A 24,243-nucleotide genomic window follows, 5' to 3' on the forward strand; every position below is an offset into this window, starting at 1 on the left:
ATGAAGAACATCCGCATAATGAATATGGCCTAAAAGACAGGGTTTTCCAGTGTAACAAGGGGGCTATTGTGCTGGCTTTCGCTTTGCATACATCAAATTTGTGCTCAAGGCGGCTGCGGTCCGCCATTTTTACAAGCCGGAGTTAGCGAGCAACAGAATAAAAAGTGTGGGTTCAATGCTGAGCACCAGAAAAAAGACGCAGAGGGGAATCTTTAATAACGTGGCATAGCCGCCCATATGGTCGAAAAAGAACAAGGAAAAGGGCAGGGCCATCAGTGCCGACTTGAAGGCGATGATAAAGGCCCATAGGAATTCTCTCATATGTTCAACGTTAAGCATATGTTCCAAAAGTTTCATTTCGTTGCTTGATGGAATTCCGGCAAGAAAGGCCGCAAGGGTGAGGCTGTATATGGGCCAGGAAGTGGCAAGGCCGAAGCCGCGCACAAAAATCATGCAACCGGCAAGGCTGTACAGGATGAAAAAGAATACATGCGGGTCATGTATCGCGGCTAGAATCAGCATGTTGGGCATGGCAATAAGGCACAGGGGCCATGCGCCGCGAATGAAGGCCCTTGCTGATGCGTCCACACCTTCCAGCGTCATTGTAACCCCCCATTATTGCGGTAGTACGCTTTGATGCGGTACTTTAATGGCGACCTTGTTTCCTTGCCACGATTGTTAGTATTACTGTGCTGTAATTCTACAAAAAACACAAGAATGCGAAACCGCCAGCAAACCTCTGGTGCTTCCGTAGCTGACCTGCTGAAGGGCGGAAAATATCCGCCCTGCACCAAACGTTGCTTCACATGCCGAAAATGGCGAGCAACAGAATAAAAAGGGTGGGATCGCGAACAAGCACAAGAAAGAAGATGCAGAGGGGAATCTTCAACAAAGCGACATCGCCATAGCAGCCGCAGCTACCGGCCTTTAACGGCGGGCGTCAGCAGCGAATCCAGTGTATTCGTTTCCTCATGTTCGGGTTTACCCTCCTGAAGCAGGCGCACATAGACCTCGGTTTCCCCTGACGCAGGCAGGGATACGGCGAATACGGCCACGGTTTGCGGTGAGGTCGGCGTAGAGCCCGTGCGCAGGATGCTGTCGTCCGGCCCGTCAGCGTGATCGCGGGTGAAGGCCAGCAGGCTGTCAAAGGTGTAGGGTTTGGGGCTGGTTTGCAGCAGATGGGCTATGCGCGCGTAGCGGGCGGTGCTGCTTTCGCCAAGTTTTCTGTTGAAGCGTTGCAGGGCCGGTTCAAGATAGTGGTTGGTATGGTACAGCACGCCGTTGGTCTGCGTGCGCCAGGCCACCATTCCTTCCAGGCCGATTTCAACGATCGCTATTTTATCCCTGTCCGCAAGCATCAGAAAGAGCGGCCCGCGAAACCGGGACCGGTCCAGAGCCATAGCTTCATCCACCGAGCCGCAAAGGGTGAGTATCTGGGCCATAAGCTTGTGGTTGGCCGTGGATGCCTGCCTGTCCCTGCGTGGCAGGCTGCTCGCCGCCGCGCTGACGACCGTAAGCCCCTTTTCATTGACCCCCGCCACCGGGCGGTCAATCTCCACTTGCCCGCCGGTGTTTTTTTGGGCTTCGCGTGTGGCCATGAGCGCCGCATAGGCATACCCGCCCGCTGGCCTGAAAATCTCGATGCGCTGGCTTTCCCCCGGCGTCCAGTCCCTGTTTTTCACGATGATGGTGCCGCCCCCTAGGACGGCGTCTCCGGCTGCGGCCCACAGGGTGCAGGCCAGAGCAGTGGGCGCGGCAAGCAGAAAAAATACCAGAGCTGACATCAGGGGCGGGAGGGTGAGCCGTAAAGGACGACGGGGCATGGTGGGCATTCTCCTGTGGCTAGTCGTAGTGCCTCGGATTGTTTTTCCTGGGGGGACGGCGGCATGGCGGAAAAGGGGTTCGTAAGAGTTTTAGGGGGTGGGGGTGTGGGGGAGGCGACCCTTTTGCAAAAGGGTCCCTCCCCCACAAAACACCGCAAGACGCTACAAACCCCCACAACCCCCCACAAAATACCAAAAACACCTGCGAACAACGCATATTCCAACTACTCTGCGCTAATGCGGGTAGGGCGTCAAACGCAAGAGGGCCGCCCGGATGGGCGGCCCTCGCGTAGCAGCACTCAGGAAATCCTGAGCTAGAAGTCTTCATCTTCCTTGAGTTCGGGCGGCACGGCCACAACCGAGGTGATAATGCGGCGGCGGGCCGGGGCGGCCGGGGCGGCCTCGGCGGCGGCGCGGCGCTGCGGCGGTTCGGGCAGGGCATTGTACAGGGCCCAGAAAGCCGGGTACAGGCCCGTCATGACGCCGGGGTTGCCAAGCTTCTGGTGCTGTTTGGCGCAGGCCGCCAGGGCAAAGGCCATGGCCCATACAGGGGAGGGGGCATTCCAGCCCGTCTTGACGCCAGATTGTTCATTTTTGCACAACTTGCCATCACTGCCCTGTTCCAGGCCAAGGGCGTGGAGGAAACTTTCCACCTCATGCACGTCCGTTCCCTGCGAAAGTGGGGGCAGGGTGACCTGCGCGCCGCGCAGGGCGGCGCAGGCGGCCAGGCCAACGGCCAGCGGGGCCCAGTCCGAAGGCAGGTTTTCGGGCAGGGCGGCAAGGGAGAAGTTCTTGATGGGGGCCGCGCTGCTGGCGGTTATTTCCGCGCCTTCCGCGCCATTGTGCTGACGCAGGTCAAGGCCCAGACCGTGCAGGAGCTTCCAGCCAGCCTCGGCTGCGGGCCATTGGGGCCAGAGCCCGGCAAGGCGGGTTTCGCCGCCCATGGCCAGGGGCAGGGAGAGCAAAAAGAGCGCCAACTCAGGCTCCATGGGCAGGTCGGGCAGGGCGGGAATTTCCAGCTTGGTCGGATGAATGCGCACCACGCCGCCGTCCACGCTCACATCGGCCCCGGCTGCCCGCAGTATGGGCAGGGTGCGGGCAAAGATGGTCTTCTGGGCGGGGTGGCCCGTCAAATCCATCATCAGGCTGTGTTCGTAGCCAGGCGCTGCCAGCAGTATGCCCTCGGCCAGTTCCGCAGGCGTGTTGGCGGGCATGACCACCGCATCGGGAATAATGCCGGAGCACTCCAGGCGGGCGGGCAGTCCGTCGCTTTTGGGCACCACATGCACAAGGCGCGCGCCCATGGCGGGCAGAAAATGGCGCACCGCGGAAAGGTCGGCCAGTTTCAGGCTTGTTTCACCCATGAATTTCGCGCGTGAGGGGCGGCCCAGATAGTGTCCCAGCAGCAAAAAGAAGTTCCATGCGCTGTCGCCCACGTACAGCACCTTGTCGGGCGCGCTCACGGGCACGGAGGGGCGCGCCGTGACGCCGTCGTCTTCACGGGTAAGGGAGGCCCCGATCTGGATGAGCATCTTCACGCAGTCCACGATAGGATCGTTCATGAGGCAGGGGCTCAGGCGCGTGGGCTGGCCCGTGGCCGCGGCCAGCATAAGCCAGGCGCGGGTGGCGCGACAGGCCAGGGGCGCCTGCATGCGCAGGCGAACGGGCTTCGCGGGCGGGGCGAGGTTGAAGGCAATGCGCTTGTCCGGCCCTTCCTGTGCGGCAGGGCCTTCACCCGTGCGGCCATCGGCGTTTTCCTGCCCTTCGGCGCCTTCAGTCTGCCGTTCGCTCACGGGGCGGGGCAGAAATTCCACTTCCTGCATCAGAGAAAAAAAATGGCCCGAAAGGCGGGCATCGCGGCTGATGCGGGCCACTGCGCCTTCCCACGATTCGCGCAGCATTTTTTCTTCGGCGGAGTCAAGATGCGACTTGTCGCCGCGCATGCGCGCCAGAATGTTGTGGCGGCGCAGCAAAAGGCGCAGAATGTCGCGGTCAATTTCGCAAACAGTTTCGCGCAGGGGGCGGCGCACAGGCGCGTCATCACGGCCGCGTGCATCGCGTGAGTCACGGGCATCCCGGGGGGGACGCGGCCCACGTGCATCGCGTGCGTCACGAGGAGTGCGGGGACCGCGGGAGTCGCGCGCGTCGCGGGCGTCTCGAAAGGGGCGGGAGCCGCGTGAATCATTGGAATGGTCAGTCATGCTCTTTCCTGTGGGAAAAATGGAAGGGATATGGCAAATACTTATACGTTGTAAGGGATAACAGAGACTTGGCAGAAATGTGTAACAATTTAGTGTCACAGTCTTCCTTTCTCTGCGCATGCGTGTTAGCTTGAAATGGCTTCTCTTGCAAGGGTCGGCTCGCGAGGGCTCTGCGGGGGATGGTGAGAAACGGGGATTAGATTTTTTTTCACAAGATGATTAACCGGTTTGAATTTAAGAAGAATTGATGTTCGGCGCTGTAGACTTTCCACGAATTTTTGCAGAGGGGGCTTGACTCGGACGCTAAGTGCTTGTTACTAATTGCGCAAGCCATTCGCCCAACGTTTGTTGCGAAAGCGCTCGGCTAACCCCGGCGTGTCGGAATCTGCCGCCACGCCACGCCGAACCCGGCGGGTTTTCAAACACTTTTACAGAGTTGGAGGATACGTATGCCGACTTATGTCGATCCGTCCAAATGTGACGGCTGCAAGGGTGGCGAAAAGACGGCCTGCATGTACATTTGCCCCAACGACCTCATGATCCTCGATGCCGAGGAAATGAAGGCCTACAACCAGGAACCCGACGCCTGCTGGGAATGCTATTCCTGCGTGAAGATCTGCCCCCAGGGCGCCATTACGGCCCGCCCCTACGCTGACTTCGCTCCCATGGGTGGAACCTGTATCCCCATGCGCTCGGCCGACTCGATCATGTGGACGGTTCAGTTCCGTAACGGCAATGTCAAGCGTTTCAAGTTCCCCATTCGCACCACGCCGGAAGGTTCCATCAAGCCTTTTGACGGTCATCCCGAAGGCGCCAACATCGAAGACGAACTGCTTTTCACCGAAACCGCCCTGGTTGCCCCCAAGGAAGCTCTCGGCAAGAAGTTCGAAATGTTGGAAGCCGACAAGGCTCTCACCTGCATGGAAATCGGCCGCTAGGCTTTTGCAACCGCTAGTGCGATAAGGAGATACCATTATGCCTATGATTCCCGTCAAGGAAGCGACCAAGGGCGTAGCCATTGCCGAACCCGAAGTGAAAGAACATGCGGTTGACCTGCTCATCGTGGGCGGCGGCATGGGTTCCTGCGGCACCGCTTTTGAAGCAGTGCGCTGGGGCGACAAGCACGGCCTGAAAATTATGCTTTGCGACAAGGCTTCCCTCGAGCGCTCCGGTGCCGTGGCTCAGGGTCTTTCCGCCATCAACACCTACCTGGGCGACAACAGCGCCGACGACTACGTGCGCATGGTCCGTACCGACCTTATGGGTCTCGTGCGCGAAGACCTTATCTTCGACTGCGGCCGTCACGTTGACGACTCCGTGCATCTGTTCGAAGACTGGGGTCTGCCCTGCTGGATCAAGGGTGAAGACGGCCACAACATGAACGGCGCCGCCGCCAAGGCCGCCGGCAAGAGCCTGCGCAAGGGCGACGCCCCCGTGCGCTCCGGCCGCTGGCAGATCATGATCAACGGTGAATCCTACAAGTGCATCGTGGCCGAAGCCGCCAAGAATGCCCTGGGTGAAGACCGCATCATGGAACGCATCTTCATCGTGAAGCTGCTGCTCGACAAAAATACCCCCAACCGCATCGCCGGCGCCGTGGGCTTCAACCTGCGCGCCAACGAAGTGCACATCTTCAAAGCCAACGCCATCATGGTGGCCGCCGGCGGCGCGGTGAACGTGTACCGTCCCCGCTCCACCGGTGAAGGCATGGGCCGCGCCTGGTATCCCGTGTGGAACTCCGGCTCCACCTACACCATGTGCGCTCAGGTCGGCGCTGAAATGACCATGATGGAAAACCGCTTCGTGCCCGCCCGCTTCAAGGACGGTTACGGCCCCGTGGGCGCGTGGTTCCTTCTGTTCAAGGCCAAAGCCACCAACAGCAAGGGCGAAGACTACTGCGTGACCAACCGTGCCATGCTGAAGCCCTACGAAGACCGCGGCTACGCCAAGGGCCATGTCATTCCGACCTGCCTGCGTAACCACATGATGCTTCGCGAAATGCGCGAAGGTCGCGGCCCCATCTACATGGACACCAAGACTGCCCTGCAGACCACCTTCGCCACTCTGAATGAAGAGCAGCAGAAGGAACTTGAGTCCGAAGCCTGGGAAGACTTCCTCGACATGTGCGTTGGCCAGGCCAACCTGTGGGCCTGCACCAATACCGCTCCTGAAGAACGCGGTTCCGAAATCATGCCCACCGAACCCTACCTGCTCGGCTCCCACTCCGGCTGCTGCGGCATCTGGGTGTCCGGTCCCGACGAAGCCTGGGTGCCCGAAGACTACAAGGTCCGCGCTTCCAACGGTAAAGTCTACAACCGCATGACCACGGTTGAAGGTCTGTTCACCTGCGCCGACGGCGTGGGCGCCTCCGGCCACAAGTTCTCTTCCGGTTCCCATGCTGAAGGCCGCATCGCCGGCAAGCAGATGGTGCGCTGGTGCCTTGACCACAAGGACTTCAAGCCCGAGTGCAAGGAAACCGCCGATGAACTGAAGAAGCTGATCTACCGTCCTTACTATAACTTCCTTGCTGGCAAGGACGCCTCCACCGACCCCGTGGTCAACCCCAACTACATCACGCCCAAGAACTTCATGATGCGTCTTGTGAAGTGCACCGACGAGTACGGCGGCGGCGTGAGCACCTACTACACCACCTCCAAGGCTCTGCTCGACACGGGCTTCAACCTGCTTGCCATGATGGAAGAAGACTCCCTCAAGCTGGCCTCCCGTGACCTGCACGAACTGCTGCGCTGCTGGGAAAACTACCATCGCCTGTGGACGGTGCGCCTGCATATGCAGCACATCTCCTTCCGCGAAGAATCCCGTTATCCCGGCTTCTACTATCGCGCGGACTTCATGGCCCTGGACGACACCAAGTGGAAGTGCTTCGTGAACTCCAAGTATGATCCCGCCACTGGCGAGACCAAGATCTTCAAGAAGCCCTATTACCAGATCATCCCCGACTAGTCGGCGGCATTGCAGCACTAAAGGGGCGGCCGTAAGGCCGCCCCCTTGGCTGTACGTATGTTCAGTCAAGGGGTGTGCGAAGAAACACAGAGAGCGTGAAGCAAGGGCTGCCGCCGCTCAGCGCGGCGACGGCCCGGCCCGGGCATACAGCCCGGATGCCAAACCAGCAGGTTTATGGTCTGTTTGGCCTTCACGCTCCCCGCTAAACGGTTGACCGTCGGCGGGAGTTTTGCCGGTTATGGGGAGGCAGTGTCTTAAAGGGCGCGTGGACGGCTCAGGGTCATCGCACTCAGGCAGAGCGATTGACCGTCGGCAGCCGGTAAGAGCCGGAGCCCGTAAAGACAGGCCGGATGCGGCCACCCTTTTTTCTGCGGCGGAAGCCCGTTGGCGCTTCTTCAGCCGCTATGCAACAACGCAGGAGGATATCCAGGATGTCCAATGCCATTCTCGTCGTGGGCGGCGGCTTTGCAGGCCTTACAGCCGCCATTGAAGCGGCGGAACTGGGCCACGACGTCTATATCGTCGAAAAGTCGCCCTGGCTCGGGGGCCGCGTGGCTCAGCTCAACAAATATTTCCCAAAACTCTGTCCTCCCTCCTGCGGTCTGGAAATCCAGTTCCAGCGTATCAGGAAAAATCCCCGTGTGAAGTTCTTTACCCAGGCTGAAGTCGTTGGCTTTAGCGGGGTCAAGGGCGACTACACCGTGAAGGTGCGCATCAAGCCGCGCCACACGGCGCCCCACAATGTGGATTTCAGCCTGCTGGCTTCCAGTCTGGACGGTGAAACCCCCAGCGAATTCGACCTTGGTCTTTCCAAGCGCAAGGCCCTTTTCAAGGCCATGCCCTTTGCCTTCCCCAGCCGCTACACGCTGGACATGAAGGGGCTTTCCAAGGCCGACGCGGCCCGCGTTGCGGGCAACACGTTTCTGGACGTGAATGAAGAACCTCGCGAAATCGAGCTCAGCGTGGGCGCGGTGGTCGTCGCCACCGGCTGGAAGCCCTATGACGTGACCCGCCTCACCAATCTTGGCGCCGGCACTGTGAAAAACTGCATTTCCAACATGCAGCTTGAACGCCTCGCCGCGCCCAGCGGGCCCACCGGCGGGCGCATCGTGCGCCCCACTGACGGGCGCAGGCCGCACCATGTGGCCTTTGTGCAGTGTGCGGGTTCCCGCGACCAGAACCACCTGAACTATTGTTCCTATATCTGCTGTATGGCCACGCTCAAGCAGTGTCAGTATCTGGCCGAGCAAAGCCCCGAAACGCAGATCACGGTGTACTACATCGACCTGCGCGCCCCTGGCCGCTACGTGAAGGTGCTCGAAAAGGTCAAGGCCATGCCCAATGTGCATTTTGTCAAGGGCAAGGTGGCTGACGCCGTGCAGGCCGAAGGCGACAAGGTTCGCCTGACTGCTGAAGACGCCGTGAGCGGTGAAAAACTCACCCTTGATTATGACCTTGTTGTACTGGCCACGGGCATGCAGCCCTCGCTGGCCGGTGAAGACGCGCCTCTGCCCCTGCCTCTTGATGAAGAAGGCTTTGTGGCGGGCGGTGAAGAGGCCGGCATTTTTGCAGCCGGTTGCGCTCGCATGCCCCTGGATGTGATGCGCTCGGCTCAGTCCGGCACAGCCGCCGCCCTGAAGGCGGTACAAACGGTGAAAGGGAGGTAGGCGGCATGGCCGGTAAGATTGGCGTCTATTTTGACCAGCAGAATATCGGCGGCGGCCTTGACGTAGAGGCGCTTGCCGCCCAAACCGCGGAAAAGTGGGGCGATCTCACTGCCGTGGTCAAGGTGGTTCCCGTGCTGGCATTGGCCCTGGATGAAATCAAGGACGACATCGAGGCCCAGGGCCTTGACGGCGTGCTGTTCTGCGGCTCTTCCCCGCGCGTGGATGGCGAACTCTATCGCCTGCCCGTGCTGGTTGAGCACGTGAACCTGCGCGAACAATGCGTGCAGGCGTACAAAAATCCCGACAGAAGCCCTGTGGATACAGCCAAGGGCGCGCCGGAACTGCTGAAGCTCATGGCCCGTGACTATGTGAACATGGGCGTGGTGAAACTGCAGAAGAGCGAGGCCCCCGAAGCCGCTTCGGTACAGGGCGTGCAGCGCATTCTGGTTATCGGCGGCGGCTGGACCGGCCTCACGGCGGCCCTTGAAGCCGCGGCCACCGGCTATGAAGTGGTGCTGGTGGAAAAGAGCGACAAGCTGGGCGGCGCGGCCAACAATATTCCCACGGCCTCACCTCTGGCTTCTCCCTGGGAAAACAAGCAGCCCACCAACCTCGTGGCCAAGGTCAGCGAGGCCATGGGCAGCCCCAAGATCAAGATTTACACAAACGCCCAGATGCAGAAGCTGGAAGGCCAGCCGGGCGAATTCAAGGCCGCCATCGCCACAGCCTCCGGCACGGTGGACGTGGAAGTGGGCGCTGTTGTGCTGGCCACGGGCTGGGTGGCCCTGGACCAGAAGTACCTCGCTCCCATGGGCCTCGGCAAGAGCCCCATGGTGGTGGACGCAGCCACCTTTGGCAAGATGCTGGTCGCTGATCAGGTCAAGGCCAACCGCATAGCCTTTGTGCTTGATACCACCATGGCCGAAAAGGCCGTGACCGAAGCTGTGGAAGGTTGCCCCATTGAGGGCGAAGCCTCTGCCGAAGCTCCTGTCGCAGATCCTGCCGCAGAAGGCGAAGAAGTCTTTGTGAAAGAAGACCTCGAAAGCATCCGCCATCTGGCGTACTCCAACGCCGTCAACAGCGTGGGCATGCTGCGTCTGGCCAATACCGTCTGTGAAAAGACCAACGACGCCTGCCAGACCTTCATCCTTTACAAGGACATGACCGTTCCCGGAATTCTTGAGCGCTTCTACAAGAAGATGCAGGAGCGCCTGGGCGTCATGATGACCAAGGCCGACGTCACGGATATCCGTGAAGCTGGCAACCACATGGTCGTGGAGTGCAAAAACACCCTGCTGGGCATGGACTTTGACCTTGATGTGGACATGGTTGTTCTGCCTACGGGCCTTGTGCCCACCACGGCCAAGGACGTGACCATCCATTTCGACTATCGTCAGGGCCCGGATTTTCCCGATCTGGCGCTGTTTGACGGCTTTGCCGACTCAAACTACATCTGCTTCCCCTACGAAACGCGCCGCACCGGCGTGTACGCGGCGGGCTGCGTGCGTCAGCCCCTGACCATGGACGCCTGCGAAGAAGACGCCAAGGGCGCGGTGCTCAAAGCCGTGCAGTGCATTGAAGCGTCAAGCCACGGCGTGGCCGTGCACCCGCGTTCGGGCGACCTGTCCTACCCGCTGTTCAACATGGTTCGCTGCACCCAGTGCAAGCGCTGCACCGAGGAATGTCCCTTCGGCGCACTGGACGATGATGAAAAGGGTACGCCCAGGCTCAACCCCACGCGCTGCCGCCGCTGCGGCACCTGTTTTGGCGCCTGCCCCGAGCGCGTCATCTCCTTCGCGAACTACAATATCGACCAGATCGGCTCGATGATCCGTGAAGTGCAGGTGCCCAAGGACTTCAAGAAAGACGGCCCCCGCGTGCTCATCCTGGCTTGCGAAAACGACGCCTACCCGGCCCTCGATATGGCCGGTGAGCGGCACAAGCCCTGGAGCCCCTACTGCCGCATCATTCCCGTGCGCTGCCTCGGTTCGGTGAACGCCATCTGGGTGTCCGACGCCATGAGCAAGGGCTATGACGGCGTGATGCTGCTGGGCTGCAAGTATGGTGACGACTACCAGTGCCACTTTGTGAAAGGCTCCGAAATCTGCGCCAAGCGCAAGGACAACATAGCCGAGACTCTCAACCGCCTGGGCGTGCAGCCTGAACGGGTGGAACTGCTTGAAGTGGCCATTGACGAGTACGACAAGGTCCCCAACCTCATCGACGGCTTTGTGGACCGCATCATGGCAATGGGCCCCAACCCGTTCAAGGGCATGTAGGAGGAAGGCAGCAATGGCACAAATTACAATCAAACCTGACCTGGAGTTCGCCAGGGCGCTGGAAGAGGCGGGGGGCGAGTCCCTCAAGAAGTGCTACCAGTGCGCCACGTGTTCCGTGGCCTGCCCCCTGGCTCCTGCCAACGCGCCCTATCCGCGCAAAGAAATGGTGTGGGCCTCCTGGGGCCTCAAGGACAAGCTGCGCTGCGACATCGACCTGTGGCTTTGCCACAACTGCGGCAACTGCTCCGACTTGTGCCCGCGCGGCGCCAAGCCTGCCGACCTCATGGGCGCGGCACGCAACGTCATCTATAAAGATCTGACCGAGCCCTCCATCGTGGGCAAGTGGATGAGCAAGCCCTCAGGCCTGCCCATTCTCTTCGGCATCCCCGCGGTGCTCTGGCTTGTGGTGTGGTGGATCCGCGCCGGTTTCAACGGCGGCCAGTGGTTCCCCCGCGCCGCCGACGGCCGTATCGTCTTCGGCCAGGTATTCTATGGCGATTACACCATTGACCCCATCTTCATGCTGACCTTCTTCACCGCGCTGTTCATACTGGCGCGGGGAGCCATGAAACTGTGGGCGCAATTCAAGCCTGAAGGCTCGATGACCGTTATCGGCAAAACCAAATGCTGGGTCTGGCATCTGTGGGACGTTCTGTGGGACGAAATCATCACCCACCGCAAGTTCGACGATTGCGAAGACGGCCCCGTCACCGGCAGGGAAACGCCCAGCCGCAAAAACGGCCACTTCCTTCTGGTGTGGAGCTTCGCCATCCTGGCCTTTGTGACGGCTGTGGTGGCTTTGGGCCACTGGGGCGGCAAGGTCATTCCGCTCATCAAGATTGAAACGCCCATGCCGCTGACCTTCCCGGTGAAGATTCTGGCCAACATCGGCGCGTTCATGCTGCTGCTGGGCCTGGGCCTGCTGACGGTTCGCCGTCTGCGTCTGAATCCCAAGTTCCAGGGCTCCAGCTGGTACGACTGGTACCTGCTGGGCATCATATGGGTAATCGCGCTCACGGGCGTGATGGCTCAGGGCTTCCGCCTGGCGGACGCCATTGTGCCTGCCTTCGTCGTGTATTACCTGCACCTGGTGTTTGTGTGGATGCTTTTCGCCTATCTGCCCTGGTCCAAGCTCGGGCATATTTTATACCGCACAGTGGCGCTGCTGTACGCCCGCATGTACGGCAGAAGCTAGTCTGGCGCGTCTCCCCCGGTGGTTTCGCCGGGGGCGACGGCAAAGTTTGGACTGTTGGAACAGAGTTTTCATGAATAAAAATACGATCTCCGAGGAGGAGGCCGCCATGTCCGATACATCTCGCAAAGTTTTTCCTGTGGAGTCCGTGCTTGCCCTGGTGGTGGGCAAGGATGGCGTGGACGTAAAGGAAATCGCCGGTTTTGTGGCCGGGCGCACTGTTGTCTGTGACACCTGCGCCAAGGCTGTGGGCCCCTTCGCCGCCACCTGGCTGGCCCGTTGCTTCCCCAAGTTTCTGGAACTGGAATGGAAAGAAGGCCAGTCCTGGGACGCCTTTGTGAGCAACGGCAGAAGCCTGCTTGGCGACAATGTTTCCCTCCCCGCCATGGACGGTCACACCAAGGCCATGGTGGACAAGGTGCTGGACTTCCTGGGTGAAGTCTATGACAGCATGGTCGCCCAGACTTCCGCAGCCACGGCTCTCGAAGAACGCGTACGCGTCCTTGAGCCCACGGAAGCCCGCGCCGAAGCCCTGTCCAAGAAGGTTGACGAACTGGAAGCCAAGATCAAGACCCTGAACGCCGATATTGGCGGACTGCGCCGCCAGACAGCCGAATACCAGGGCAAGATCGCCGTCAACCATGACGACCTGCTCATGAATATCAAAGACGCCATCAAAGACGGTCTCAAGGGCATGGTCATGGCCGGCGGCGCTGGCGCGGCCCTGACCGCCTCCGGCGACGAAGCCGCTGCTGAAGCCATTGAAGAAAACGCCGTGCCCGATGATTTCGGCTTCGGAGCTTCCGGCGCGAGTTCTGACGGCTTCGGCTTCTAGAACAGAGCTTTTTGGGGTGAAGAGTTCTGCGGGGTGAAGTGTTCTGTGGGGGAGGGACCCTTTTGTAAAAGGGTCTCCTCCCCCACGCCCCCACCCCCTAAAACTTTTATCATGGCTCTTCCTGTTGCTGCACGCTCCCTGACCTGACGGAGGCTGTCGCAGCACTAAGCCAGCTTTTTGTGCCAAGAGGCCCGCACTTCTGCGAAGTGCGGGCCTCTCGCTGTTGCCGCAGGCATCAGTGCAGAAAACTGCGAACAGGTCGCGACCTTGCCGCGCCGTGTGTGAGCTGTTTTCGTGCCTTTCCGCCCGGCGGTTTTGCCGCCGGTGGCGGCGTACCAAGCGATTAAACGCGCAGGTGTCATCAAAATGGTCGCCCGCACTTCTTACGAAGTGCGGGCCTCGTTCTGTGGAGTCGACTGTCTTTGAAATCGCGTGACTCTGGAAGACGCGACCACTGAAAATCGCTTCAGACCTGGCCATCTTCCAGCGTTGACTCACCTACAAATAAAAGTTTTAGAGCAATTTCATAATGAAATTGCTCTGGCGGATGCGGGAGCAGACGCCCGCCACGGAGGCGTAAGCGCAATTTATTTGCGCTGTTAAACGCCGAAGTGAGCGTGCCTCAAACTTTGAAAATGTATATTTTCAAAGTTAATCTGCTCTAGAGGGAGGGGGTGTGGGGGAGGGACCCTTTTACAAAAGGGTCCCTCCCCCACAAAGTATTTCACCCACCCTGTCCCGATACGATATTACCAGCGTTCGGGCATAAAGTGCGGCGGCAGGCCGTTTTCCGGCTGCTCGGCCAGCTTGTCGCGCAGGGCGCGAATGACAGTGCGGGCGCTGGCCAGTTCCTGCTCCAGGGCGTCCAGCTGGCTTTGCTGGGCCATAAGGGCCGCGTCGAGTTTCTCGATGCGTTCTTCCTGAAAAAAAGTCAGTTCTTCCAGACGGGTAAGGCGATCTTCGATTTGTTGCGACATATATCCTCCTGCTGTCAGGCGCGGCGTCCGGGTGCTGGAAGCCTGCGCCTGTCCGCCCCGTGTTCTTTCTGACGGTTCCCCTGCCTGTCGGGCTTCTGGCCCGTTCTTTCCGGGGGCCTGCCCCGGGCCGCGTCCGCGTCACGTCGGGCATCGGGCCGTGCGTCACGTCGGGCATCGGGCCTGGCATCACGATCCTGCCTGCCGTCAGGCGTGTGGCGACGGGCTTTGGCGTCATCTTTGCGGGGAGCATGACTCTCGTTGCCGCGTCGCGGGCGGTTGTTGTCCTCGTCGCCCGGTTTTCTGCCTGGCATGAGCAGACCGTGCTGCCGCAGGCGCTGCGCGTCGGTTCGGGCCACGTAGATGTCTTCCCCGGCCTCGTTTTTGCCGCAGTAAAACATGGCTGTGGCGATGGTTCCGGGCGTGGGGATAAAGCACTGGGTCTGGCGTGGATTCCAGTTGCGCTGGCGCAGCCAGTTGGCGAGGGTGCGCATGTCGTCGTCCGTACAGCCCGGGAAGCCGCTCATCAGGTAGGGAACAACGTACTGTTCGCGTCCCGCTGCCTTGCTCTGGCGCACAAAGCTGGCCAGAAAGGCTTCAAAAACTTCCAGGGGCGGCTTGCGCATGAGCGAGAGCACGCCGGTGGCGCAGTGCTCGGGCGCGACCTTGAGTTGCCCGCCCGTGAACTCGCCCGTATAGGCCGCCAGGGCGGCGGCGTCACGCAGGGCCAGGTCGGCGCGAACGCCGCTGGCAACGCGGGCCTGCTTGACTTCGGGCAGGGCCGCGACCTTGCGCAGCAGGCCCACATGCCTGTTTTGCGGCGTTGTGAAAAACTTGCATACCGTAGGATAACAGCAGCTTGCCCGACGGCAGCGACTCCTGGCGGGCGCGTCTGCCGGGGCGTGGGCAGCGCTGTGTTGCTTGGGGCTTTGATCCGTGGAGATTTCAGCGGAGGGCATATGGTCTTCGCTGGCGGCTTCCGCCCGATCAAGGGCGCAATAGCCCTGCCACATGTTGGCCGTGGGGCCGCCCACGTCTGAAATGGCCACCGGCCCTTTGCCACGGGCCATGTTTTCCTGACCAAGCCTGCGGGCTTCGTCCAGTACGGAAGACTCGGATCGGGAGCTGATGCGGCGACCCTGATGCAGGGCCAGGGAGCAGAAAGAGCAACCGCCGCCGCAGCCGCGATGGCTGGTAATGCTGGTACGCATCATTTCCGCCGCCGGGATGGCTTCCCTGTAGCTTGGGTGAGGCCGCCGGGTGAAGGGGATTTCGTACAGGGCGTCCATTTCCTGCGTGGTCAGGGGCGGAGCCGGTCGGGCCAGGACCACGGCGCGGTCGCCAACGGGCTGAAAGGCCCAGGCGTCCAGCCTGTGCACCTGGCGCTCCAGTTCCTGCGTCATGGTCAGCAGTTGCACGGGGTCAGCCAAAATTTCTTCGTGAGCGGGCAGGGGCACGCGGGGGGCCTGGGCCATTTCCGGTGGCAGGTTGGCCGGGAGCGGGCCATCGGGGAGCTGTTCAAGTTTGTCCAGCCACGCCGTGCCGGGTATGCCGCGCAAGTCTTCTCCGGCGTCCAGACGCTGAGCGCACTCCAGGGTGGCGCGTTCGCCCATGCCCCAGATGAGCAGGTCGGCCTTGGCGTCCATAAGAATGGGCTTGCGCAGAGCGTCTGTCCAGAAGTCGTAATGGCTCACGCGCCGCAGGCTGCCCTCGATGCCGCCAAGCACCAGGGGCAGACCGGGAAAGGCCCGGCGGGCCAGGTTCGCGTATACCAGACAGGCCCTGTTGGGGCGCGCACCCGCTTTGCCGCCAGGGGTGTAGGCGTCGTCGTGGCGCTTTTTGCGAAAGGCCGTGTAGTGGGCCAACAGGGAATCCAGAGCGCCTGCGCTGACGCCAGCGAAGAGGCGGGGTCTGCCCATGACAAGCAGGTCATCGGGAGTTTCCCATCGCGGCTGAGCCACAATGCCCGCGCGGAAGCCGTGGTGGATCAGCCAGCGGGCCAGCAGAACGCTGCCGAAGGAGGGGTGGTCCACATAGGCGTCGCCGGTGATGAAGAGCACGTCCAGGCTGTCCCAGCCGAGCGCGTGCATTTCAGCCGCGCTCATGGGCACGAAGAGGGGCTGTTCCTTGGCGGGCAACGGTCCGGACTGGGCATCAGGCTGAGGCACGGACTTTGATCGGGGCTGCGACCTGGACTGAGACCCAGGATGAGACCCGGAAACAGAAGCGGCCCCGGCATTCGCAGTGAAATGCCGGGGCTCGGAAAAGGCCGGTCCAGAGCGCCTAGTTGCCATTGGGCGGCGTGACCAGCGGCAGCTCCGCGCTGCCCGGATTTGGCATCATCGGGTTGCCGGGAACAGTGGGCATGGGGCCGTTGTTCATAGTATTGGGACGCATGCCGGAGGAATGCTCCTTCATGAAGGCATTCCATTCGTCAACGGAAATGAAGCCGTCGCCGTCCTTGTCTATGGCCACAAAGGCTTCTTCTCTCATGTTGGGAAAGAGCGCCTTGAACTCTTCACGGCTGACCTTGCCATCTTTATTGGTATCCATCTGGCTGAATTTGTCGCCCATGCCGCTGCCCTCGCCGCTGCCCATGCCGGGCATGGCGTGGACAGGAGACGCCATAAGAATGAGGGCCGCCAGAAGGGGAAGCAGAGATATTTTCAGTATTGCCGAAATGTCGGGCAAATCTAGGGTGCGCGTCATGCGGTACTCCTTGGATGTTCTGAAGCCGCGCGGCCCCATGCCGGGCGGTGCTGTATGCTGGTTGCGCCGCCTTGCGGGCGGCTTGCAAATTTGAAATAAGTTCACAAAGACCTTTGACAAGAGTTCTGCCCGTCCGCTGTTTTGCCATCCGCGTGGCAGGTGTTCGTGCCAGCGCGTCACGGAGCGGTGCAAGCCGCGAACACCTGGAGCGTTTAACACTTGAAATGCTCGCGTACGGCAGGCAAAAGCCTGCCTGCTCGCATTTCGTGGCAAGGATTTTCCTGAAAATCCTTGCAGAGCAGTTAACTCATTTCATTCGTTGACTGCTCTAGTCGTGCTGGAAGTCTTCGCCCTGTTTTTCAATACGTTCAATGCACAGAATCAGGTTGTCTGGCTCGCCTTTTTTGTGGTCGTCCGGGTAAAGCAGGGCGCCCATGTAGAAGATGGAACTGAGCCGCAGGGCCATGCGGGCGCTGGAGGAAAACTTTTCAAGAGCCATGGCCAGATTGAAACGCAGCTCGCCGGGCAGAAATTCAAGCATGGGCTTGGCGTCTTCAGCCATGGTGGACAGCAGTTCGGCCTTCTGGCGCATGCAGGCATTGTGGCTGGGAGCGTCTCCCGCGTCAAGGTATTGCAGGGCTTTTGCCTCGGCCTGCATCACCTGATCATGGCGTTGGCGCAACCAGTGGGTAAGCTGGGTCAGTGCCGGATTGAGGGCGTGTTCTTGATTCATGCTTCCTCCGCATGCGTTGCCATTGGCGTGGCACGGTGGGCGTTTGGGGGCAAAGAAATGTCAGCTTAAATCAGCCTGTTTTTGAAATGCCTCACGTTTCAATATTGTCATTCTGCCGAAAAATGTGATTTGTGGTAGCCGTTAGCGGTTCTTTGCCGCTTACGGATAACCAATGCTGTCTTTATCCGTAGCTTCTTGCGTCGCAACGGCTGAAGCTCGGCAGAATCTATGCCATATTGCGGCGCGCTGCACCACCGTGCAGCGTTAGAGCATGTAATTTTTCAAAGGCAACATGCGCTAATGCACAAATGCAGCAGAGCCAGCATACCCCTTTGTTCCGCCCCTGTATAGGAAGCCATGGCTTCTTGTCGGGGCGGAGGGATGCTGGCTCCGCTTGGCTGTTATTGCCGGGATTCCGTGAAAGGTAAGACGGTGTCCGGCAGTTGTGCCTGCTGTTACGCGCCCAGATAGGCCGCCTTTATCTCGGGGGTGTCGGCAAGTTCCGCCGCCGTGCCCTGGGCTACGATGGCTCCCGTGTCCAGCACATACCCCCGGTCCGCCACCTGAAGAGCCAGGCGGGCGTTCTGCTCCACAACGACAACAGTGAGCCCTTCGCTGTTGAGCTTTTTGAAAGTGCGGAACATGTCATACATGAGCAGGGGCGAAAGCCCCATGGAGGGTTCGTCCAGAAGAATGACGGAACAGTCCGTCATGAGCGCCCGGCCAACGGCCAGCATCTGCTGTTCGCCGCCGGAGAGGGTGTCGCTGCGCTGGTGCATGCGTTCCTGAAGGCGGGGGAACAGGTCAAAAACCCTGTCCATGTCCTTTTCAATACCGTGGCCCTTGCGTGTCCATGTGGCGAGCTTGAGGTTTTCATGCACGGTGAGGTTGCCGAAAATGTGCCTGCCTTCGGGCACAAGGTCCATTTTCAGATGGGCCACCACGTTGTGCGCCTCGGTCTTGAGGATGGATTTGCCCTTGAAGCGGATGTCGCCACCGAACACCGTGGGCGATTCCGGCGGCGTAAGCCGCATGACTGCCTTGAGCGTAGTGGACTTGCCCGCGCCGTTGGCCCCGATGAGCGTGACAATTTCGCCTTCGTTCACATGAAAGGAGATGCCGTGCAGGGCTTCAATTTTGCCGTATCCCGCGTAGAGATTTTCAACTTCCAGCAGCATGTCGCCCCCTTACACGTTTTCGTCGCCCAGATATGCCTTGATGACATCCGGGTTGTTTTGAATTTCCTGTGGCGTGCCGCTGGCGATAATCTGCCCGAACTCCATCACGGTGATGTGCTGACAAAGCGACATGACCACCTTCATCTGGTGTTCGATCATCCAGATGGCGATTTTGAACTGGTCGTAAATCCAGCCGATGTGCTTGATCAGACCGTCAACGTCCGAGGAATTGAGCCCGGCCGCCGGTTCGTCCAGCAAGAGAAGCTTGGGGTCTGTGGAAAGGGCGCGGGCCAGTTCCACACGGCGTTGCAGGCCATAGGGCAGGTTCTTGGGCATCTCCTCCGCCACGTCGCTGAGTTCCATCACTTCAAGGATGTGGGCGGCCTTGTTTTTTACGCGCTTTTCTTCGCGGCCGTAGCGGCCCGTATTGAACCACGCGTCCAGCAGGCCATAGCCAAGGCGGCTGTATTGCGACACGCAGATATTGTCCAGAACCGTCATGTCGCTCCACAGGCGGATGTTCTGGAAGGTGCGGGCCATTCCCAGATTTGTGACCTCATGTGGCTCAAGTTTGGAGTTGTACTTGTAGCCGTCAAAGGTAATGTCGCCCTCACTGGCGTGGTAAAAGCCCGAAGCCAGGTTGAACACGGTAGTTTTGCCAGCGCCGTTGGGCCCGATAAGGCCGGTCAGGCTGTTTTCCTCAATTTGTATGTTGAAGCATGACAGCGCTATAAGTCCGCCGAAGCGTTGCGTCACGTCGTTCATTTCAAGCAGTGCCAAGGTTTGCCCCCAGTATGTTGTCGGTCATCAAGGATTTTGTCCGTACAACCATGATTTGCCGCCGCCGGTTATTCCACACGGGCGGTGGTGAGCAGTCTTTTCAGCCGGGGAAAGACCTGGGTAAGTTCGCGGTTGCCCAAAAGCCCTTCGGGACGGAACTGCATGAGCAGGATGAGGATAAGGGGAATAAGCACCCACTTCCATTCCTGGCTGATCATGAAGCTGTCGGGCACAAAGGGCAGGGTGTGCATGAGATCGCTCAGGGCGGGCAGCGCGAAGCGCAGCACCTCGATGAGCAGGGTAAAGAGGATGGCCGCCATCACGGAGCCGGAAAGCGAGCCCATGCCGCCCAGATAGACCATAACCATGGCTTCCGTGGACTTCATGATGCCGAAACTGTTGGCGTAAATGGAGCTGAACATGTGGGCGTATACCGCGCCCGCCATGCCCGCGATGCCCGCAGAAACCATGAATGCCACGAGTTTGACCTTCTTGGTGTTGACGCTCATGATTTCCGCGGCGACCTCGTTCTGACAGACGGCGGGTATGCCCTTGCCCAGGGTGCTGTTAACCAGCCTGAAGAGCATCATGACGGACACCATGACAAGCAGCACGACCCAGATCATCATCCAGGGCACGTCGGCCACGCGCTCCATGGCGCGCACCGTGGCGCGCATGCCCGAAAGGCCGCGCGGGCCGCCCACAACATCGATGTTGATGATTACGGCGATGATGATGTAGTTGGCCGCGATGGTGATGATGGCCAGGTAGTCGTCACGGGTCTTGAACGAGGGCAGGGCCACCAGCAGGCCGAATATGGCCGCCGCGCAGCCCGCCACCAAAACGATCAGGGGAAAGAGCAGCGGAGCCATCTCGGGCGGCAGCAGCGGAGCTCCGAGCAGTTTGTTCTGCGTAAACAGGATGATGGAAATGAGGCCGCCCACGTAGGCTCCAACGCACATGAAGCCCGCGTGACCACAGGAAAACTCACCCATGTAGCCGTTGACCAGGTTGAGACTGGAGGCAAAGACGATGTTGATGCCCATAAATTTGAGAACAGAGAGCCAGTAGCCGTCCAGCCACGCGAAGTGCTCGGCACAGATGAGCGCCACGCCGAGGATCAGGAACAGCAGGCAATCGACCTTTTTCTGGCTGACGACCCGTTTTATGGCATAACCGAAGCAGAGCAGGGCGAGGATCGCAAGTACTATTTGCACAATGGTGAGCATCTCAGACTCCGGCTAGATTTTGGTCGTTTGGGGGGTTCCGAAAATGCCTGTGGGCCGCATCCACAGAATGAGCAGCAGGATGGTGAAGGAGAACAGGTCCATATAGGTTGAAGGCAGAAAAGCCACCACCATAATCTCCACAAACGCCAGCAAAAAGCCGCCCACAAATGCTCCACGTATGTCGCCAATGCCGCCCACCACTGCGGCGATAAAGGCTTTCCAGCCGATCATGGCCCCCATGTAGGGTTCAAGAGTGGGATAGCACATGGCAAAGAGCATGCCCCCCAGCCCGGCGATGCCTGAGCCGAGAATAAAGGTGACCACAATGACGCTGTCCAGGGGTATGCCCATAAGGGGCAGGGCGAAGCGGTCCCATGACACGGCGCGCATGGCCATGCCCACCTTGGTGCGCGTGACGATGGTCTGCAAGGCGATGAAAACAAGAATGGCCGCCGCAATGACCCAGAGCTTCAGGTTGGTGATAACCAGGGGGCCGATGGAATAGACGGCCTTGTCAACCAGCTCGGGAAGTTTGCGTTTGGTGGCGCCCAAAAGGGCAAGGTTGCCGTTTTCAAGAATAAGACCGCACATGAGGGCTGTGATGACCACGTACAGGCGGTGCGCGCCCTTGCGGCGCAGAGGCCGGTAGGCCACGCGCTCGATGGTTACGCCCACAAAGGCCGTAAGAATCATGGTCAGGGGAATGGTGAGCCAGAGCACGGCTTGCTGCGGCAGGCCGAGCCCATCACCGGAAATGAGCCAGGTTGAGACAAAAAATGCGATGTATGCGCCCACCATGAAAATATCGCCATGGGCAAAGTTGATGAGCCGAAGAACGCCGTAAACCAGGGTGTAACCCAAGGCTATAAGAGCGTAGAAACTTCCCCATTGCAGTGCGTTGAGCATTTGCTGCAAAAAAAAGTCCATAGGGCACCCGATTCGGTATCAGCAGTTGGGGCTTGTTTCGGCTCAGGTCGCACAGAGGGGATGGGCCTTGGCCCATATGCGCGGCGTGTGCCGAATAAACCCTCGGGCAGTGTGCGCCGTGTGCACCCGCCCCCCGCGGGTGCACACGGCCTGCCATCCCAGGCTTGTCAGCAGGTTTGGCTATTTCGGGCAGACGGATTCAACGAAGGCGAAGCTGCCACTATCTGTAACGCGCACGATGACGGCGCATTTGATGGGGTCGTGGTTAGCGTCGAACTTCATGCTGCCGGTGATGCCGTCGAAGTTTTCAAGAGAGGCCATATTGTCGCGGATGACCTTGCGCTGCTTCTTGAGGTCGGGGTCGACCTTGCCGCCGTTCTGAATGGCCTTGAGCACGATGTTGATGGAGTCCCAGGTAAGGGCGGCAACGTCGTCGGGCACATAGCCGTACTTGGCCTTGTACTTGTCGATGAATTCCTTTGTCTTGCCCGTTGCGCCTTCAGCCGTGTAGTGGGTGGAGAAATACTGGCCAACGCAGTCCTTGCCGCAAAGATTGAACAGTTCGGCGGAACCCCAGGCGTCGGAACCCATGAAGGGGCCCTTGTAGCCGAGGTCACGCGCCTGGGGCACGATAAGCGCCGCAAAGCTGTAGTTTTCAGGCACAAAGATAAAGTCGGGTTTGGCCGCGATAATCTTGGTCAGCTGGGCTGAAAAGTCCTGATCCTTGGGGCCGTGGGATTCCATGGCGACCACGGAGCCCTTGCCGTGCACTTTTTCAAAAGCTGCCTTGAAGTTGTCGGCCAGGCCCTTGGAGTAGTCGTTGGACACTTCAAAGAGCACAGCGGCCTTCTTGGCCTTGAACTGCTTGCTGGCAAAGTCCACCGCCACAGGAGCCTGGAAGGGGTCAAGAAATGCGCCGCGGAACACCCAGGGGCGTCCGTTGGTGGCGTCGGGGTTGGTGGACCAGGGAGTGATCAGCGGTACTTCTTCGTCATTGGCCACGCCACCAGCGGGAACGGCCTGACGTGAAGACTGCGGGCCCACGATGGCGTGAACCTTGTCGCGCTCAATCAGCTTGAGGGTGACGTTGACCGCAGATTCGGGCTTGGACTCGTTATCTTCATAGATAAATTCGAGGGGATAGTATTTATCGCCCACCTTGAGGCCGCCCTTGGCGTTGATTTCTTCCTTCAACATTTCGGCCGCAAATTTTGAGCCTTCGCCTACCTTGGGGATCTCGCCGGTAAGGGGAATGGGGAAGCCTATCTTGATGGGCTGTTCCGCCGCAAGGGCCGCCTGCCCCATAAAGAGTGTGAGAGCACAAGCAGTCGCCAACTTGAACAATTTCATGAAAGCCTCCCAATGGTTTACGTGCGGGATTGAAAAATCTCGACCCATGGAAAGCATATAAGCAAAAATGGTTCCATTATTGTAATCGACTGTATTCATGCAATAAATATTCGGAGAGCCGAAAATTAACCTACGGAACTGTAGTTTGCCTTGTTTAGTTTTTACTATATTGTAGAAAAGTGGTGAATTTCGGGAGGGGTTGACCCAAAGGAGTCGAGCGTGCTTTTGCGGACATAAGGGCGAAGATTGTGAAATAACAAACAAATATGTATAATACGCTTATTTTATTAGATAAAAAAATCATGATAAGTAAAGTATACTTTGAGTGAAGAAACAGCACCAATTTTTGGCTGTATGAGCATACAACCAGCTAAAATCATTAAGTGTTTACATTTATACAGACTTTGAAAGTGGGTAAAAAATATTTACATTAATGTCGAAAATTTTGCTGCTAAAAAAATGTATCTCAATAATTCCAGCATAAAGTTATTATAATTTATATGATTAGGTGTGTAATGCTGTTTCTACAAAAAAGTTGATTTTAGGGCGCAAAATATTTTCTCCCCACCTGTGCCAAAGGTCTAGGCGGGGCAGGCCTGAAGAACGGGGGGATGTTGCGCCGGCATGGTTCTTACATCTCCTTATGGGACGGCGGGTTGTCTGAAGCCTGGGGGATGGGCGGTTTACAGCTGGGCCAGTAGCGTCTGTTCAAAGAAGGCTGCGTTGCGGTGGATGCCTTGCCAGAAAGAGTTTTGCAAGTGTTATGCCGAAAAAAAGAAGAGCAGGGTGGTGACCCTGCGCTTCCAGCGGTTATGCCGGCGTGTCCGGCAATGAAAAATGACGCCTTTGCAGACGCGCGCTATTTTTTTCTGGACCTGAAACCCTGGAACAGAAAGAAAATGGCTGCTGCGGCCAGCGGAATTCCCAGATAGGTCAGCATGTTCCAGCTCTCCTGCACTTCAAAGTCTGACAGGTCGGCAAACATGCGCTCAAGCAGATAAAGAAGAAAGAGCAGAAACAGGCCCGTAAAGAGCGGATGGTACCAAAAAAATTTGAAATTGCGTCGCTTGAGTATTTGGTATACCCACACAAAAAGCAGGGCGATGCCAAAACCCACCAGCCCCCACGTTACATGCGTATTCATGCCCCCTCCTTAATTTATGTCGTCATACGTTACCCTTGGAACGTCTTTGCACGCCACCCCATATAATCACGAAACTGTGGTTAATGCCATATAAAAAACTGGCGGTCAGGGGCTGAACGCCGTGTGGGAAGAATTGCAACAAGAGCTAATGTTTTTTCGCTCTTTAACGATTAAGTCCATATCGGGTCCATGATCAAAAATACACTCGGGTTGGCGCAACCGGAGTGGGGGCGCCGATTTCTTATTTTCGGACCTCAA

At 58.9% G+C, this 24,243-nt stretch carries 19 protein-coding genes; 6 read left to right on the top strand and 13 right to left on the bottom strand.

Annotated elements, in window-relative coordinates; genetic code table 11:
* Nucleotides 1–129: 129 nt before the first annotated feature.
* The 3 genes from ACZ5DH_RS14295 to ACZ5DH_RS14305 form a co-directional block, all read right to left on the bottom strand.
* Complete coding sequence (locus ACZ5DH_RS14295) at nucleotides 130–603, bottom strand: hypothetical protein (RefSeq protein ID WP_464254914.1); 474 nt, start codon at nucleotides 601–603, stop codon at nucleotides 130–132.
* A 314-nt stretch (nucleotides 604–917) separates the two neighbouring features.
* On the bottom strand, nucleotides 918–1,823 hold the full coding sequence (locus ACZ5DH_RS14300) for a carcinine hydrolase/isopenicillin-N N-acyltransferase family protein (protein WP_464254915.1): 906 nt from the start codon (nucleotides 1,821–1,823) through the stop codon (nucleotides 918–920).
* Between the two features lie 314 nt (nucleotides 1,824–2,137).
* Nucleotides 2,138–4,024: a 3-phosphoshikimate 1-carboxyvinyltransferase gene (locus tag ACZ5DH_RS14305; protein ID WP_464254916.1), complete on the bottom strand. Its 1,887-nt coding sequence runs from the start codon at nucleotides 4,022–4,024 to the stop codon at nucleotides 2,138–2,140.
* Between the two features lie 449 nt (nucleotides 4,025–4,473).
* Here ACZ5DH_RS14305 and aprB point away from each other — a divergent pair, with 449 nt between their 5' ends.
* The 6 genes from aprB (at nucleotide 4,474) to ACZ5DH_RS14335 (ending at nucleotide 12,961) form a co-directional block, all read left to right on the top strand.
* On the top strand, nucleotides 4,474–4,962 hold the full coding sequence (gene aprB, locus ACZ5DH_RS14310; RefSeq protein ID WP_464254917.1) for an adenylyl-sulfate reductase subunit beta: 489 nt from the start codon (nucleotides 4,474–4,476) through the stop codon (nucleotides 4,960–4,962).
* 37 nt (nucleotides 4,963–4,999) lie between these two features.
* Nucleotides 5,000–6,988 carry an adenylyl-sulfate reductase subunit alpha gene (gene aprA / locus ACZ5DH_RS14315; RefSeq protein WP_464254918.1) on the top strand — a complete coding sequence of 663 codons (1,989 nt, stop codon included), beginning with the start codon at nucleotides 5,000–5,002 and terminating at the stop codon, nucleotides 6,986–6,988.
* Between the two features lie 431 nt (nucleotides 6,989–7,419).
* Nucleotides 7,420–8,655, top strand: a complete 1,236-nt coding sequence (locus ACZ5DH_RS14320) for a CoB--CoM heterodisulfide reductase iron-sulfur subunit A family protein (protein ID WP_464254919.1) — start codon at nucleotides 7,420–7,422, stop codon at nucleotides 8,653–8,655.
* Between the two features lie 5 nt (nucleotides 8,656–8,660).
* A complete protein-coding gene (locus tag ACZ5DH_RS14325; protein WP_464254920.1) occupies nucleotides 8,661–10,934 on the top strand; it encodes an FAD-dependent oxidoreductase in 2,274 nt (757 codons plus the stop codon).
* 13 nt (nucleotides 10,935–10,947) lie between these two features.
* On the top strand, nucleotides 10,948–12,129 hold the full coding sequence (gene qmoC, locus ACZ5DH_RS14330; RefSeq protein WP_464254921.1) for a quinone-interacting membrane-bound oxidoreductase complex subunit QmoC: 1,182 nt from the start codon (nucleotides 10,948–10,950) through the stop codon (nucleotides 12,127–12,129).
* A 106-nt stretch (nucleotides 12,130–12,235) separates the two neighbouring features.
* Entirely contained in the window at nucleotides 12,236–12,961 is a 726-nt protein-coding gene (locus tag ACZ5DH_RS14335; RefSeq protein WP_464254922.1) for a hypothetical protein, read from the top strand.
* 749 nt (nucleotides 12,962–13,710) lie between these two features.
* Here ACZ5DH_RS14335 and ACZ5DH_RS14340 read toward each other — a convergent pair.
* The 10 genes from ACZ5DH_RS14340 to ACZ5DH_RS14385 form a co-directional block, all read right to left on the bottom strand.
* Nucleotides 13,711–13,938 carry a SlyX family protein gene (locus tag ACZ5DH_RS14340; RefSeq protein WP_464254923.1) on the bottom strand — a complete coding sequence of 76 codons (228 nt, stop codon included), beginning with the start codon at nucleotides 13,936–13,938 and terminating at the stop codon, nucleotides 13,711–13,713.
* A 14-nt stretch (nucleotides 13,939–13,952) separates the two neighbouring features.
* Nucleotides 13,953–16,040: a radical SAM protein gene (locus ACZ5DH_RS14345; protein ID WP_464256566.1), complete on the bottom strand. Its 2,088-nt coding sequence runs from the start codon at nucleotides 16,038–16,040 to the stop codon at nucleotides 13,953–13,955.
* Between the two features lie 178 nt (nucleotides 16,041–16,218).
* Nucleotides 16,219–16,644 carry an EF-hand domain-containing protein gene (locus ACZ5DH_RS14350; RefSeq protein ID WP_464254924.1) on the bottom strand — a complete coding sequence of 142 codons (426 nt, stop codon included), beginning with the start codon at nucleotides 16,642–16,644 and terminating at the stop codon, nucleotides 16,219–16,221.
* A 328-nt stretch (nucleotides 16,645–16,972) separates the two neighbouring features.
* Entirely contained in the window at nucleotides 16,973–17,377 is a 405-nt protein-coding gene (locus tag ACZ5DH_RS14355; protein ID WP_464254925.1) for a hypothetical protein, read from the bottom strand.
* Between the two features lie 455 nt (nucleotides 17,378–17,832).
* Complete coding sequence (locus tag ACZ5DH_RS14360; protein WP_464254926.1) at nucleotides 17,833–18,555, bottom strand: ABC transporter ATP-binding protein; 723 nt, start codon at nucleotides 18,553–18,555, stop codon at nucleotides 17,833–17,835.
* 9 nt (nucleotides 18,556–18,564) lie between these two features.
* Nucleotides 18,565–19,335: an ABC transporter ATP-binding protein gene (locus ACZ5DH_RS14365; RefSeq protein ID WP_464254927.1), complete on the bottom strand. Its 771-nt coding sequence runs from the start codon at nucleotides 19,333–19,335 to the stop codon at nucleotides 18,565–18,567.
* A gap of 68 nt (nucleotides 19,336–19,403) precedes the next feature.
* Nucleotides 19,404–20,564, bottom strand: coding sequence for a branched-chain amino acid ABC transporter permease (locus ACZ5DH_RS14370; protein ID WP_464254928.1), 1,161 nt, complete (start codon nucleotides 20,562–20,564; stop codon nucleotides 19,404–19,406).
* 12 nt (nucleotides 20,565–20,576) lie between these two features.
* Nucleotides 20,577–21,491, bottom strand: a complete 915-nt coding sequence (locus ACZ5DH_RS14375) for a branched-chain amino acid ABC transporter permease (protein ID WP_291303413.1) — start codon at nucleotides 21,489–21,491, stop codon at nucleotides 20,577–20,579.
* Between the two features lie 180 nt (nucleotides 21,492–21,671).
* A complete protein-coding gene (locus ACZ5DH_RS14380) occupies nucleotides 21,672–22,841 on the bottom strand; it encodes an ABC transporter substrate-binding protein (protein ID WP_464254929.1) in 1,170 nt (389 codons plus the stop codon).
* An 859-nt stretch (nucleotides 22,842–23,700) separates the two neighbouring features.
* Nucleotides 23,701–23,985 carry a hypothetical protein gene (locus tag ACZ5DH_RS14385; RefSeq protein ID WP_464254930.1) on the bottom strand — a complete coding sequence of 95 codons (285 nt, stop codon included), beginning with the start codon at nucleotides 23,983–23,985 and terminating at the stop codon, nucleotides 23,701–23,703.
* Nucleotides 23,986–24,243 lie beyond the last annotated feature (258 nt).

Source organism: Desulfovibrio simplex (assembly GCF_055387835.1).

What these genes read in the sequence shown, in the direction of transcription:
- ACZ5DH_RS14295 (WP_464254914.1), bottom strand. Translation starts at nt 603, where the DNA reads ATGACGCTGGAAGGTGTGGACGCATCAGCAAGGGCCTTCATTCGCGGC.
- ACZ5DH_RS14300 (WP_464254915.1), bottom strand. Translation starts at nt 1,823, where the DNA reads ATGCCCCGTCGTCCTTTACGGCTCACCCTCCCGCCCCTGATGTCAGCT.
- ACZ5DH_RS14305 (WP_464254916.1), bottom strand. Translation starts at nt 4,024, where the DNA reads ATGACTGACCATTCCAATGATTCACGCGGCTCCCGCCCCTTTCGAGAC.
- aprB (WP_464254917.1), top strand. Translation starts at nt 4,474, where the DNA reads ATGCCGACTTATGTCGATCCGTCCAAATGTGACGGCTGCAAGGGTGGC.
- aprA (WP_464254918.1), top strand. Translation starts at nt 5,000, where the DNA reads ATGCCTATGATTCCCGTCAAGGAAGCGACCAAGGGCGTAGCCATTGCC.
- ACZ5DH_RS14320 (WP_464254919.1), top strand. Translation starts at nt 7,420, where the DNA reads ATGTCCAATGCCATTCTCGTCGTGGGCGGCGGCTTTGCAGGCCTTACA.
- ACZ5DH_RS14325 (WP_464254920.1), top strand. Translation starts at nt 8,661, where the DNA reads ATGGCCGGTAAGATTGGCGTCTATTTTGACCAGCAGAATATCGGCGGC.
- qmoC (WP_464254921.1), top strand. Translation starts at nt 10,948, where the DNA reads ATGGCACAAATTACAATCAAACCTGACCTGGAGTTCGCCAGGGCGCTG.
- ACZ5DH_RS14335 (WP_464254922.1), top strand. Translation starts at nt 12,236, where the DNA reads ATGTCCGATACATCTCGCAAAGTTTTTCCTGTGGAGTCCGTGCTTGCC.
- ACZ5DH_RS14340 (WP_464254923.1), bottom strand. Translation starts at nt 13,938, where the DNA reads ATGTCGCAACAAATCGAAGATCGCCTTACCCGTCTGGAAGAACTGACT.
- ACZ5DH_RS14345 (WP_464256566.1), bottom strand. Translation starts at nt 16,040, where the DNA reads ATGAGCGCGGCTGAAATGCACGCGCTCGGCTGGGACAGCCTGGACGTG.
- ACZ5DH_RS14350 (WP_464254924.1), bottom strand. Translation starts at nt 16,644, where the DNA reads ATGACGCGCACCCTAGATTTGCCCGACATTTCGGCAATACTGAAAATA.
- ACZ5DH_RS14355 (WP_464254925.1), bottom strand. Translation starts at nt 17,377, where the DNA reads ATGAATCAAGAACACGCCCTCAATCCGGCACTGACCCAGCTTACCCAC.
- ACZ5DH_RS14360 (WP_464254926.1), bottom strand. Translation starts at nt 18,555, where the DNA reads ATGCTGCTGGAAGTTGAAAATCTCTACGCGGGATACGGCAAAATTGAA.
- ACZ5DH_RS14370 (WP_464254928.1), bottom strand. Translation starts at nt 20,564, where the DNA reads ATGCTCACCATTGTGCAAATAGTACTTGCGATCCTCGCCCTGCTCTGC.
- ACZ5DH_RS14375 (WP_291303413.1), bottom strand. Translation starts at nt 21,491, where the DNA reads ATGGACTTTTTTTTGCAGCAAATGCTCAACGCACTGCAATGGGGAAGT.
- ACZ5DH_RS14380 (WP_464254929.1), bottom strand. Translation starts at nt 22,841, where the DNA reads ATGAAATTGTTCAAGTTGGCGACTGCTTGTGCTCTCACACTCTTTATG.
- ACZ5DH_RS14385 (WP_464254930.1), bottom strand. Translation starts at nt 23,985, where the DNA reads ATGAATACGCATGTAACGTGGGGGCTGGTGGGTTTTGGCATCGCCCTG.